The organism is Enterococcus sp. AMC1623 (genome assembly GCF_058216495.1).
The window spans coordinates 1,150,415-1,162,670 of sequence record NZ_CM177096.1 but is presented as its reverse complement, the minus strand read 5'-3'; the positions used below and the strand labels follow the sequence as shown (position 1 = coordinate 1,162,670).

14 protein-coding genes are annotated in these 12,256 nt (G+C 33.9%); 12 read left to right on the top strand and 2 right to left on the bottom strand.

Features of this window, described 5'->3' with window-relative positions:
- Positions 1–24 precede the first annotated feature (24 nt).
- The 3 genes from AC4BC7_RS05760 to AC4BC7_RS05750 all read left to right on the top strand — a co-directional run bounded on the left by AC4BC7_RS05760 (position 25) and on the right by AC4BC7_RS05750 (position 2,028).
- The gene (locus tag AC4BC7_RS05760; protein ID WP_207940925.1) at positions 25–690 is read left to right on the top strand and encodes a potassium channel family protein; all 666 of its coding nucleotides are present in this window, start codon (positions 25–27) and stop codon (positions 688–690) included.
- Between the two features lie 11 nt (positions 691–701).
- Complete coding sequence (locus tag AC4BC7_RS05755; RefSeq protein WP_207940924.1) at positions 702–998, top strand: HesB/YadR/YfhF family protein; 297 nt, start codon at positions 702–704, stop codon at positions 996–998.
- A 103-nt stretch (positions 999–1,101) separates the two neighbouring features.
- Complete coding sequence (locus AC4BC7_RS05750; protein WP_490504104.1) at positions 1,102–2,028, top strand: glycosyltransferase family 2 protein; 927 nt, start codon at positions 1,102–1,104, stop codon at positions 2,026–2,028.
- Positions 2,029–2,053: 25 nt separating this feature from the next.
- On the opposite strand, the gene AC4BC7_RS05745 is transcribed toward AC4BC7_RS05750, so the two are convergent.
- Positions 2,054–3,007 (bottom strand): phosphoglycerate dehydrogenase, encoded by a 954-nt coding sequence (locus tag AC4BC7_RS05745; RefSeq protein ID WP_490504103.1) that lies wholly within the window; start codon positions 3,005–3,007, stop codon positions 2,054–2,056.
- Between the two features lie 67 nt (positions 3,008–3,074).
- Complete coding sequence (locus AC4BC7_RS05740; protein WP_490504102.1) at positions 3,075–3,878, bottom strand: DUF1189 domain-containing protein; 804 nt, start codon at positions 3,876–3,878, stop codon at positions 3,075–3,077.
- 116 nt (positions 3,879–3,994) lie between these two features.
- Between AC4BC7_RS05740 and AC4BC7_RS05735 the strand changes: the two genes are divergently transcribed.
- From AC4BC7_RS05735 to AC4BC7_RS05695, 9 genes are all read left to right on the top strand, one after another.
- A complete protein-coding gene (locus AC4BC7_RS05735; RefSeq protein WP_207940920.1) occupies positions 3,995–4,423 on the top strand; it encodes a GtrA family protein in 429 nt (142 codons plus the stop codon).
- 85 nt (positions 4,424–4,508) lie between these two features.
- Positions 4,509–5,117, top strand: a complete 609-nt coding sequence (locus tag AC4BC7_RS05730) for a superoxide dismutase (RefSeq protein WP_207940919.1) — start codon at positions 4,509–4,511, stop codon at positions 5,115–5,117.
- Positions 5,118–5,192: 75 nt separating this feature from the next.
- Positions 5,193–5,681, top strand: coding sequence for a GNAT family N-acetyltransferase (locus AC4BC7_RS05725; protein WP_490504101.1), 489 nt, complete (start codon positions 5,193–5,195; stop codon positions 5,679–5,681).
- A gap of 71 nt (positions 5,682–5,752) precedes the next feature.
- The gene (locus AC4BC7_RS05720; RefSeq protein WP_207940917.1) at positions 5,753–5,953 is read left to right on the top strand and encodes a cold-shock protein; all 201 of its coding nucleotides are present in this window, start codon (positions 5,753–5,755) and stop codon (positions 5,951–5,953) included.
- Between the two features lie 103 nt (positions 5,954–6,056).
- On the top strand, positions 6,057–6,461 hold the full coding sequence (gene tagD, locus AC4BC7_RS05715) for a glycerol-3-phosphate cytidylyltransferase (RefSeq protein WP_207940916.1): 405 nt from the start codon (positions 6,057–6,059) through the stop codon (positions 6,459–6,461).
- A gap of 120 nt (positions 6,462–6,581) precedes the next feature.
- Positions 6,582–7,643: an ABC transporter ATP-binding protein gene (locus AC4BC7_RS05710; RefSeq protein ID WP_490504100.1), complete on the top strand. Its 1,062-nt coding sequence runs from the start codon at positions 6,582–6,584 to the stop codon at positions 7,641–7,643.
- 46 nt (positions 7,644–7,689) lie between these two features.
- Entirely contained in the window at positions 7,690–8,499 is an 810-nt protein-coding gene (locus AC4BC7_RS05705) for an ABC transporter permease (protein ID WP_207940914.1), read from the top strand.
- A gap of 134 nt (positions 8,500–8,633) precedes the next feature.
- On the top strand, positions 8,634–9,737 hold the full coding sequence (locus tag AC4BC7_RS05700) for an LCP family glycopolymer transferase (RefSeq protein WP_207940913.1): 1,104 nt from the start codon (positions 8,634–8,636) through the stop codon (positions 9,735–9,737).
- Between the two features lie 241 nt (positions 9,738–9,978).
- The gene (locus AC4BC7_RS05695; protein WP_490504099.1) at positions 9,979–12,069 is read left to right on the top strand and encodes a peptidoglycan D,D-transpeptidase FtsI family protein; all 2,091 of its coding nucleotides are present in this window, start codon (positions 9,979–9,981) and stop codon (positions 12,067–12,069) included.
- Positions 12,070–12,256: the final 187 nt, after the last annotated feature.

Here is a 12,256-nt window from a genome sequence, read left to right as displayed (position 1 = left end):
ATTCTTTAAAGGAGCGAAAAAATAATGAGACAAAATTATGCCATTATTGGCTTAGGTCGTTTCGGTGGGAGTATTTGCCGAACTTTGATAGAATCAGGTCAAGAGGTTTTAGCAATTGATAGTAATGAAGATCGAGTCAATGAATACATGAATATTGCTACTCATGCTGTTGTAGGGAATGCACAAGATGAAATGACATTACGTTCATTAGGAATTCGTAATTTCGACCATGTGATTGTTGCAATTGGGGAAGATATTCAAGCAAGTATTCTGGTTACTTTAATGGTGAAAGAAATGGGTGTACCAAATATTTTAGCGAAAGCACAAAATGAATATCATGCACGTGTATTAGAAAAAATTGGTGCAGATCGCGTCGTTCATCCGGAAAGAGATATGGGAATTCGAATTGCGCACAATTTAGTCTCTAAAAATATTTTGGATTTTATTGAACTTTCTGATGAATTTTCATTAGCCGAGATTCGGGTAACCAATGAACGATTCTTCAACAAAACATTGCTAGAATTGAATTTTCGTCAAAAATTTGGCTTAACAGTTGTTGCTATTCGCCGAGGAAATGGTAAAGTCGTCGTTTCTCCTGCTGCCAGCGAAATTGTACGTGAAAATGATAATTTACTTGTGATTGGAAATACGGATGAAGTAGATTTGCTTGATGATAAACTAAATGACTAGGAGTGCAGCAAATGAAAATAGTAATTACAGATACAGCATTATCATGGTTTAAAAAAGAAGTAGAATTACAACCAGAAACAGGCATTCGTTTCTTTGGGAAAATTTATGGAAACACTCAAGTTCATGAAGGATTCTCGGTAGGGATGTCTGTTGATCGTCCAGAAAATCCACTTTTTGAAGAAACTGTTGATGGTATATTATTTTTTGCTGAAGAAAGCGATGATTGGTTCTTTAAAGGGTTAGAAATGACCGTTGATTATGATGAAAAATTAAACGAACCAAAATATTTATTTACAGAGTTATCATAATTGCATGTGAAAAAAGCTAAATTAATCTTAGAATTTAGCTTTTTTTTTCTTTATGTCTAAAAAATGTGCTATAATTTTTGAGAATTAGGAGGTCGAAGCAGACATGTTATCAATTATAGTCCCTTGTTATAATGAGGAAGAATCTCTGCCATTATTTGTCAAAGAAGTAGAGAAAATAGCTGAAAATATCGAGCATCAATTGGAGTATATTTTTGTGAATGATGGATCAAAAGATCAAACCTTACAAGTATTACGAAAGCTCCATAAAGAGATACCTGATAAAATAAGGTATATTTCTTTTTCAAAAAATTTCGGAAAAGAAGCAGGGTTATATGCTGGATTACAAGCGGCCAAAGGTGACTTGATTACTGTTATGGATGCTGACTTACAAGATCCTCCAGAATTATTACCAAAAATGATTAAAATGCTTGAGAATTCAGATATTGATTGTGTAGGAACCCGTAGAGCTGATCGTCACGGAGAACCGCCAATCCGTAGTTTTTTTGCCAAAATGTTTTATAGATTAGTCAACAAATTTGGTGATACCGAAATGGTAGATGGCGCGCGTGATTTTCGTTTGATGACGCGTCAAATGGTAGATGCGATTTTAGAGGTGACTGAATACAACCGTTTTTCAAAAGGGATATTTAGTTGGGTCGGTTTTAAAACAGAATATATTTCTTATGAAAATCGCGAACGTGTGGCTGGCGAGACATCATGGTCTTTTTGGAGCTTATTTAAATATTCGATAGACGGAATTGTCAATTTTTCCGATGCTCCATTAACCATTGCGTCGGTTATTGGTGCGATTACGTGTTTCGGTGCAGGAATTGCTTTATTATTTATTGTTGTTCGTGCATTAATTTTTGGTGATCAAACAGATGGTTGGCCATCATTAGTATCCATTATTTTATTTGTTAGTGGCGTTCAACTTTTATGTATCGGTATTATTGGGAAATATATCGGAAAAATCTTCTTAGAAACGAAAAAACGTCCAATTTATATTGTAAAAGAAACCGAAGAAAAATAAGAAGATGGTTTTCACCATCTTCTTTTTAATATCCAGATTGAATATTTACTGTATTTTTAGAGAGGTTTCCGGTAGTATAAAATGATTTGAAATTCTCAATAAAAATACGCATAAATGCTTTTTGAAAATGTGGCGTGTAACCTGAAATATGTGGTGTGATTAGTATGTTTTCTAACGTCCATAACGGGTCATCTTCTGCCAATGGTTCTTCTTCAAATACATCCAAAGCTGCAAAATGGATGGAATGATCAACCAAGGCTTGGTAAAGAGCGGTTGTATCGACACTTGCCCCACGACCAACATTAATAAATGTCGCGGATTGTTTCATGGTTGCAAAGAAATCATCGTCATAAAGATGGTAAGTATCTTCCGTCAACGGCAAGATATTGATGATAACATCAGCTTTTTGAGTTTGTGGCGCAAGCTCTACAATCGAATAGGTTTCATGAAAATGCTCAATGGCACGTCCATTTGTATTGATACCAATTGGTCGGCAATTTAAAAATGCTAAACATTTAGCTAATTGTTGACCAATTTTTCCGGTACCAACGATTAAGATACGTAAATCGTGTAAATTATTAATCGTCAATTCTGATTGCCAAATTTGTTTTTGTTGGCTGTGGATGGCTTCAAAAATTCCACGGCTTTGCATGAATAAGATGGCTAACACATGATCAGTAATTGATTGTGCATGAAGCCCACTGGCGTTTGATAACTGGATATGATGTTGGGCAAATTCTTTTAAAGGTAACGTATCGACGCCAGCAGAAATCGCTTGTACCCATTTTAGTGAAGTTGAAGGGACTAATAATTTGTCACTCCAATCTTTAGACCAGCCAATCGTGATTTCAACATTGTTCCAATCAAAAGAATCATGAATTTCATCTTTGGTAACGAATTGATAATCAGTAGAGATTTCGCGCATTTGGCGAATAAATTCTTCTCGGAATGGACGAGTGGATAAAATATATTTACTCATAAACAAACCTCCTTTTCTTTAAGTCTAGCAAACTTTAATAAAAAAAGACATTCCCAAAATGGAAATGTCAGGTAATATTTTTTTCTGGTCGAACTGCACGTGTGAAAATAAAGAGTGTACTTAATAAAACAAAAGTACTACTATCAAAGGTATACGTTAGTGCATGAACAATAGTGGCTACTACAACAGGTAGGGTGACACATAATGTGGCAATTTTTAAGTTGTCTAAAAATGAATAGCGTACTTGACGAAAACGACAATAAATATTTCCGAATAATGTAGCAATTAAAATGGAAGCAATCAAACTTAAAAATGAAGGATAGAGAGCAACTATAAAAATAACTACAAATACCCACCAAGGTAGTTGTTGATTTGCTAGTATATTTCGTAGCATTTTCCCGTTGAGCAAATTGGCATCTGTAAGGTCTGTATATAGAAGTTCAAATTGATTACTTCCTAAGATAGACGTGGTTGCATCATTGGAAGGTAAACTAACAATCAATTCTTCAGAAAGTAAGCCAACACTTAGAAAGTTTCCGACCATATCTTTTGAAACATCTTCTGGCGTTCGTCGACCTTCAGGATCAAAAGTAAAAATAATTGAATCTGTTTGATAAATAAATCCCTTTTCAGCATTATCTGTTTTTAATTTACCATCTGCAATGCTAAAGTCAGGAATTTGTTTGGCAATTTCTTGACCATCTGTTTGAATATCTTTAAAAATTTGTAAGACTTGGAAAGTGATTGGAATCGCAGACAAGGAGCTTAATAATAAGATATATGCAATGATTTTTCCTAAGCCAATTTTTCGAGCTTCTTTTAATTGAGGAAAATTAAAAAAAGCGTGTTTTGCAAGTTGAATTAATGACATGATACAATCCCTTCATATAAGTGAATAGTTTAAAATACTAAAGTCTATTGTATCAGAAGATAAATAGAAACAAAATAATAAATAAGCAAAATTTATATAAATAAGGAGCAGAAGTTATGAATTTTTTAGTAAAATGTAAACAGCAATTAGAAGAAAGAAAATTATGGGAAGTTTTTATATATCTTTTTTTCGGAGGTTTAACAACAATTGTTAATATTGCTGTCCATTTCACTTGTTTAGATTTATTTGGTTTTCACTATATGGTAGCGACAGTTATTTCCTGGATTGTTTCTGTATTATTTGCCTTTGTAACAAATAAACGTTGGGTTTTCCATTCACAGACAGAAGGCGGTACTGAATGGCTAATTGAATTTTCAAAGTTTGTGTTTTATCGCTTACTTTCTCTAATTATGGATATGGGCTGTATGTATGTGTTAATTGAATTCATTCATGCAGGTGATATTGTAGCAAAAATCTTTACACAAATCCTTGTGGTTGTAGCTAATTATGTGTTTAGTAAGTTTTTAATTTTTAAGCGTACGTGAGAAAAAAACTAAGCATATTTTTTGAAGAAAATCGCTTTCTCTGATAGTCTTACAGTGTAAATAACTATTTAGGAGGAATCATTTTATGACTTACACATTACCAGATTTACCATATGCTTACGATGCTTTGGAACCACACATCGATGTTGAAACAATGCATTTACATCATGACAAACACCATAACACTTATGTGACAAACTTAAATGCAGCAATTGAAAAATATCCTGAATTAGGTGAAAAATCTGTTGAAGAGTTAATTTCTGATTTAACTGCAGTTCCTGAAGATATTCGTACAGCCGTACGCAATAATGGTGGCGGACATGCAAACCATACATTCTTCTGGGAAATTATGGCACCAAACGCTGGTGGCGAACCTGTAGGCGAACTAAAAGCAGCGATTGACGAAAAATTTGGTAGTTTTGATGCCTTCAAAGCAGAATTTAAAGCAGCAGCAACTAGTCGTTTTGGATCTGGCTGGGCTTGGTTAGCTTTAAATAATGGATTATTAGAAGTAACTTCTACACCAAACCAAGATTCTCCATTGATGGATGGCCGTACACCAGTTGTTGGTTTAGATGTTTGGGAACATGCTTACTACCTAAACTACAAAAATGTTCGTCCAGACTACATTGATGCTTTCTGGAACTTAGTGAACTGGGAAAAAGCCAACGAATTATACAATGCAGCAAAATAATAGGTTAAACCGTTTGAGCAGGTAGAAAATTCTATCTGCTTTTTTGATTTTACGATAAAAGTAAGGAGCGATAAGGTGTTAGAACGTCGAAAAGTTACGCCATTAGATATTGAAGAAGTTCATCCAATCATTACAGAAATTTGGCAAGAGGTCTACACGCCAATTATTGGAGAACAACAGGTTGCGTATATGTTAGAAAACTATCAAGGAATAGAAACTATCCTTCAAGAAATGGCAGGAGGCACACAATATTATATGTTATTTTCAGATGGTCACTGCGTAGGATATACAGCTTATGAAATTAAAAAAGATCATTTGTATTTAAGTAAAATTTATATTCATCAAGATTATCGTGGACAAGGGTTGATGCGTGAAGTGTTTGACTGGTATGATCAGTTAAGTCAAGAATTGCGTTTAAACCAGCGCCTACGCGTAAATCAAAATAATAAACAAGCGATTGCTGTTTATCAACACCGTGGTTTTCAATTAATAAAAGAAGATATTGCTGATATAGGACAAGGTTTTCTGATGGTAGATTATCTTTTTGAAAAAAACTATTGCTAACGTTTTCATTTTTGTTATAATATTTATAACGAAAATATTCGTTATTTTACTATTTTGGAGGCATTATTTATATGGAACACGGTACAGTTAAATGGTTTAACAATGAAAAAGGTTTTGGGTTTATTACAGCTGACAATGGCAGTGATGTATTCGTGCACTTTTCTGCAATTCAAGGAGATGGCTTTAAATCTTTAGAAGAAGGACAAGAAGTTGAATTCAGCATTGTTGAAGGAAATCGCGGTCCTCAAGCAGCAGAAGTAACAAAACTTTAAGAGTAGAAACCACAAAGGGAAGTCTTTGTGGTTTTTCTTTTGTTGCTATTTTAGTTGTTTTTTGTTATCTTCAATTATATTAAATAATAAATGAGGTCTTAATATGAAACGAGTAATTACTTATGGAACATTTGATTTGTTGCATTATGGTCATATAAACTTATTGCGTCGAGCAAAAGAGCAAGGTGATTATTTAGTTGTTGCTTTATCAACAGATGAATTTAACTGGAACAAAAAACAAAAAAAATGCTACTTTTCTTATGAGAAAAGAAAACAATTATTAGAAGCTATTCGTTATGTAGATTTAGTTATTCCAGAAAACAGCTGGGATCAAAAAGTTTCTGATGTGAGTGAATATCATATTGATACATTTGTAATGGGCGATGACTGGGCTGGTGAATTTGATTTCATTCAAGAACAAACAGATGCAGAAGTCCTTTATTTAGCACGTACACCAGAAATTTCTACAACACAAATCAAAAAAGATTTAAAATTAAATGAAAACTAAGTCGAGAAGTCTCGACTTTTTTAATGTTTCCTTTACTTTCTAAAGGATAAATGTCCCTTCATAAAAAAATGTGGTATGATAACTATGATTTTTTATTGTTTAAAGAGTTTTTGAGGATGGATGAATAAATTGAAAAATAATGAAATCAAAGTAAGAAGTACGCTTGTTACAAAAGAGTACGATCTGTATAAGAAAAAATCAGATAAAATAAAAGCACTTTTTAAATTTTATCATCGCAATGTGCCCCGTTTTTGGGCATTAAAAGGTGTGAATTTTGAAGTAAAAGCTGGTGAATCAGTCGGAATTATTGGAATTAATGGTTCTGGAAAGTCAACATTATCTAATGTAATTAGTGGAATTATTCCACCAACATCAGGAACTATGGAAGTGAATGGTGAGACATCGATTATTTCAATTGGTGCAGGACTGAAATTTCAACTAACAGGAATGGAGAATATTCGTCTGAAAGGCTTAATGTCTGGAATGACAAATAAAGAAATTGACGAAAAATTAGATGAGATTATTGCCTTTGCTGACTTAGGAGATTTCATCAATCAACCTGTTAAAAGTTATTCAAGTGGGATGCGTTCACGCTTAGGTTTTGCGATTGCTGTGCATAATAACCCAGATATTTTAGTTATTGATGAAGCTTTATCAGTTGGAGACGAGACCTTTTATCAAAAATGTGTGGATAAGATTATGGAATTTAAAGAACAAGGCAAGACGATTTTCTTTGTTAGTCATGCTTTAGGACAGGTTGAAAAGTTATGTGATAAAACAATCTGGATGCATTATGGTGATTTAAGGATGTTTGGACCAACAAATGAAGTGATGAAAGAATATCGTCAATTTATCGAATGGTTTAAGAAACAGCCAAAAGCTGAACAGAAAAAATATCAAGATGATCAAAAAGAGGCACAAAAAGCTTTCAATTTAGAAGAATTAGCTGAACGTGTGGTTAAAGGAGATTTACAATTAGAAGCCCAGCAGCTTTCTGAAAAAGTTATCAATAAAAATTTAAAACGTACACCTTTAGGAGAAAAAATGACCGTTGGGACAAAACTGTTATTGACAGGAACAATTCTAGCTACACTCTTTTGTACATTAGTGTCATTTAGTGGACGTTCATTGAGCTATTCAGTGGAACATCCAGTAGAGGTTATTACAAGTGTTTTTAAATAATAGAAATAAATTGAATGCTCAATTTAGATAGAAAAGGAAGAGTTTTGTGAAAGAAATTGTCGCTGTTATCAAAGAGCAGTTCCAGCATATGGGCATGATTTTTCGTATGTCTCGCTATGAAGACAAAGCGACTTATCAAAGTCATTACTTGGGTCTAGCATGGCAAATTTTGAATCCAGCTATTCAAGTTGGAATTTACTATTTAGTATTTGGTGTAGGAGTCAATCAAGGTCGAGAAATTTCCGGTGTTCCGTTTATTGTGTGGATGTTAATTGGGATTACCGTCTGGTTTTATGTCAATTCATCTATTTTGGGTGCATCGAATAGTATTCATCGCCAAGTCGGTATGGTTGCAAAAATGAAGTTTCCCGTGAGTGTATTGCCAACCATTAATATTGTCAGTAACTTGTCTTCTTATTTTCCAATGTTGGCAATTGTAGTTATTACGGTATTAGGTTTTGGAGGCACGCCTTCATTGTATTGGTTACAATACATCTATTACTTTTTCTGTATGTTTGTATTTTTATTTGCGTTTGGCTTGCTAAATGCTACAATTACAGTTTTAATTCGTGACTATCACATTTTCTTACAGTCAGTGTTACGTTTATTATTCTATGTTTCAGGTCCTATTTGGGATATTCAGAATAGAAACTTACCACCGACGTTAGTTAAAGTTTTACGAATTAATCCTGTTTATTACATCATTGAAGGCTTCAGAGATACATTTTTAAATCGAGCTTGGTTCTGGGAAAAAGCTACATATGGCTTTATTTTCTGGGGGATGGTATTAATTTTGTTGATTCTGGGAAGTCATTTACACATGAAATTCCGTGCAAAATTTGTAGATTATATTTAAGAGATGGTTGACCATCTCTTTTTCATTTATGTTTCAGAATTGTTAAGTTTATGTAATAAACCTATTGTAATATTGATACAAATTCTAAATTGTGGCAAAATTTAAACGGTTGCTCTATTAGAAAGAGGTGCAGAATGCGTTTATATCAAAAAATAGTTATAGGAATTTTAGGCATATTAGCTGCAGTTGTAATTGGTTTTACCATTTATGGCATGCGCGCGTTTGATGATATTAATGATGTCATTGATAATATTAGTCAAGCTGCCAATAGAAAAACAAAAAAACGAGATGTAGCAGTAAGTATTGAAGACCGAGATCCTTTTTCAATCCTTTTATTAGGTATTGATACGGGAGCACTTGGTAGGACGGATCAGGGACGCTCAGATAGTATGATGGTAGTCACAGTGAACCCTGAGAAAAAAGAGTCCACAATTGTTAGTTTAGACCGGGATATTTTGGCTGATATGTTAGATGGTGTAACCTTTGATAAATTAAACCATGCTTATGCTTATGGCGGTGTGGAATTAGCAATGGATGCGGTAGAAAAATTACTAGATATTCCAATTGACCATTATGTGACAATTAACATGCAAGGGATGCGTGATTTAATTGATGCAGTAGGTGGAATTGAAGTAAATAATAAAATTGACTTTACTTTAGAAAAAGTTCACGTTCCAGCGGGGAAAATCACATTAGACGGCAAAACCGGATTAGCTTATGCACGAATGCGTTATGATGATCCTGAAGGCGATATTGGTCGTCAACGTCGCCAACGAGAAGTTGTAACGAAAATTGTACAAAAAGTATTGAGTCTAGATGGTGTGAGTAACTATCAGAACATTTTGAAAGCTGTGGAAAAAAATTCTAAAACAGATTTAACTTGGAATGATATGTTAGACATTGCAACGAACTATTACCCAGCCTTTACTACGATTAATCAACATCAATTAGAAGGTAATGGTCAAATGGTGAATGGTGTCTATTATCAAATTTTAGGTATTACGGAATTGTTGAATGCTCAAAATATCTTAAAAGAACAATTGGAATTACCAACAAGTAAAACGTTGGAGATTGATTCACAATTCCAATATTCTTACAATGGGTATATCGGCAATCAATTTTATGACGATTCTGTAGATGGTGTGGATCATACATCGGTTGCAGACCCTGAAGATGAACCTTATTATGAGACTAGTGAAAACATAGAAATAGAAGAAACAACTGATTTTGCATATTAAGAAGAAGCGGCTCATGATGAGTCGCTTTTTTAGTTGTCCACAAATTAGATGACTGTTTGTAATGTTTCACGAATGAATGCTTATTTATAAGAAAAAAAGATATAAATCAGATTTTTTGTGAAACAAATCGTTGTTTTGCAAAAAAATGTTGGTTTTTCTATAAGTATAGAGGTTTTCGCTTTTTTTAATTTTTTTTTTTGGTAAAATAAGACAGTAGCTCGAGTATGGAAGGAATGTCAACATGCAGAAATTTAAAAAGAACTTCTCTGGAAATGCCAATCGAAAATCACATGTTCCTTTTCGATTAAATTTATTATTTTTCGTTATTTTTACATTATTTGTTATCTTAATTGCTCAATTAGGGCATTTACAAATTATAAATAGCAATCAGCTTGAAGAACAATTGAAAGCTTCATCAGTAATCACTATCCAGGGAAGCACACCGCGTGGAATGATTTACGATGCGTCTGGTGAAGCGCTAGTAGAAAATGAAGCCAATGCTGCCATTACGTTTACTCGTGGGATTGAAATGACGGCTAACGATTTATTAGATATTGCCACTCGTTTAAATGAATTAATCGATATTGAAGCAGATGATGCACTCACTGAACGAGATTTAAAAGATTTTTGGTTAGCTAATAAAGAAAATCTCAATGAAGCAAGAGAACGATTAACCACAACAGAAAAATTAGCTGGAACTTCAAAAGAATATGAATTATTAGTTGGAAAAGTATCAGATGATGAGATTCAATTTGATGGCGAACAACTAAAAGTAGCAACTATTTTTAAACGATTAAATAGTGCACAACAACTAAAAACAGTTTTTGTGAAGAATAAAGACGTAACTGACGAAGAGCTAGCATTAGTTTCTGAACGTGCAAAAGAACTACCTGGGGTATCTACAGGTACAGATTGGACAAGATCATTACGTACAGGGAATAATTCAATAAAAAGTGTGATTGGTCGCGTATCAACAGAAGGATTACAAGCCGAAAATGCAGAAGAATATCTAGCTAAAGGATATGCGTTAAATGACCGTGTCGGCACTAGTTTTTTAGAAAAACAATATGAAGAAGTTCTTCAAGGTGTTAAATCACAACAAGAAATTAAAGTTGGCAATGACGGAACAATTGAAAATCAAAAAGAGATTTCTCCAGGTGAAAAAGGAGATAACTTAGTATTAACTATTGATACAGCTTTTCAAGAAAAAGTTGATGAACTTGTTAAGAACCTTTATCAAAATCTAGTTGATACTAAGGTAGCTGAGTATTCGCCAGGAATTTATGTAGTTGCTATGAATCCTAAAACTGGAGGAATCATGGCGATGTCAGGTTATCATCATGATATTGAAACCAATGAGCTGTCTGAAAATGCTATTGGAACCTATCAAGCCGCGTTTGAACCTGGCTCTGTTATGAAAGCCGCAACAATTACAGCTGGTTGGGAAAACGATGTACTCGAAGGCAACCAAGTGTTGTATGATCAACCGATTTATCTACCAGGTAGTACAAAAGCTTCGATCTTCAACAAATTAGGTTACAATAATCGTAATTTGAATGTCGTGCAAGCACTTGAATTATCTTCAAACTCGTATATGATTCAAATTGCTTTGCGTTTGATGGGCATTGATTACAAAGGAGGAGACTTGTATATTCCTGGAGTGACAAGTCAAGAAGATACGTATCAGAAACTCCGTAAGGCTATGGGCTCTTATGGGTTAGGCGTGAAAACAGAAATTGATTTACCAAACGAAGAAACTGGTCTGCAACCAAGTGTTTCTAGCTTATCGGATGAAAATAATGATGCAGGTAAAGTTTTGGATTTAGCCTTTGGACAGTTTGATACGTATACTGCCATGCAACTTGCACAATACGTGTCTACAGTGGCCAATGGAGGACAACGGATGCAACCTCATCTAGTTTCAGGTATTTATGGCAATGATCAAAATGGTAACCTAGGTGAGTTGAAGGAAGAAATTGAACCGAATGTTTTAAATAAAATTGATATTTCTTCTGCAAATATGGAATTGTTACAAGAAGGCTTTTATCAAGTCGTTCATGGAAGTGATCCCTATACAACAGCACGCTCACTAACTGCAGCTAAGATGGATTTAGCTGCCAAAACAGGTACAGCTGAACGAGTTATTTATGTAGATGGGAAACCTGTTGATGTTGACAATTTGAATATGGTAGCATATGGTCCTTATTCTGATCCTGAAATTGCTGTGTCTGTAGTAATTCCACAGTTGAAAGGTGAGAATCGTGGCACACCAAACTTAGATTTGACTCGTCAAATTATGGATGCTTATTATGATTTATATTTAGCAGAATAGCAAAAAGATAGATGCTTTTTAGTATCTATCTTTTTTTATTGCAAAATGTAAGAAGTTATTGACAAATAGTTAGGTACCGAATTATACTTTATTTTAAAGTAAAGTTAGGTACCTAATTAAAATGCAAACCGATTCTCTCTAAGTCTGCATTGAGAATTTTTTAGGTTGAATGGTTTCTTTATGTTCG

What these genes read in the sequence shown, in the direction of transcription:
- AC4BC7_RS05700 (WP_207940913.1), top strand. Translation starts at nt 8,634, where the DNA reads ATGCGTTTATATCAAAAAATAGTTATAGGAATTTTAGGCATATTAGCT.
- AC4BC7_RS05745 (WP_490504103.1), bottom strand. Translation starts at nt 3,007, where the DNA reads ATGAGTAAATATATTTTATCCACTCGTCCATTCCGAGAAGAATTTATT.
- AC4BC7_RS05755 (WP_207940924.1), top strand. Translation starts at nt 702, where the DNA reads ATGAAAATAGTAATTACAGATACAGCATTATCATGGTTTAAAAAAGAA.
- AC4BC7_RS05710 (WP_490504100.1), top strand. Translation starts at nt 6,582, where the DNA reads ATGAATAAATTGAAAAATAATGAAATCAAAGTAAGAAGTACGCTTGTT.
- tagD (WP_207940916.1), top strand. Translation starts at nt 6,057, where the DNA reads ATGAAACGAGTAATTACTTATGGAACATTTGATTTGTTGCATTATGGT.
- AC4BC7_RS05695 (WP_490504099.1), top strand. Translation starts at nt 9,979, where the DNA reads ATGCAGAAATTTAAAAAGAACTTCTCTGGAAATGCCAATCGAAAATCA.
- AC4BC7_RS05740 (WP_490504102.1), bottom strand. Translation starts at nt 3,878, where the DNA reads ATGTCATTAATTCAACTTGCAAAACACGCTTTTTTTAATTTTCCTCAA.
- AC4BC7_RS05735 (WP_207940920.1), top strand. Translation starts at nt 3,995, where the DNA reads ATGAATTTTTTAGTAAAATGTAAACAGCAATTAGAAGAAAGAAAATTA.
- AC4BC7_RS05760 (WP_207940925.1), top strand. Translation starts at nt 25, where the DNA reads ATGAGACAAAATTATGCCATTATTGGCTTAGGTCGTTTCGGTGGGAGT.
- AC4BC7_RS05750 (WP_490504104.1), top strand. Translation starts at nt 1,102, where the DNA reads ATGTTATCAATTATAGTCCCTTGTTATAATGAGGAAGAATCTCTGCCA.
- AC4BC7_RS05730 (WP_207940919.1), top strand. Translation starts at nt 4,509, where the DNA reads ATGACTTACACATTACCAGATTTACCATATGCTTACGATGCTTTGGAA.
- AC4BC7_RS05720 (WP_207940917.1), top strand. Translation starts at nt 5,753, where the DNA reads ATGGAACACGGTACAGTTAAATGGTTTAACAATGAAAAAGGTTTTGGG.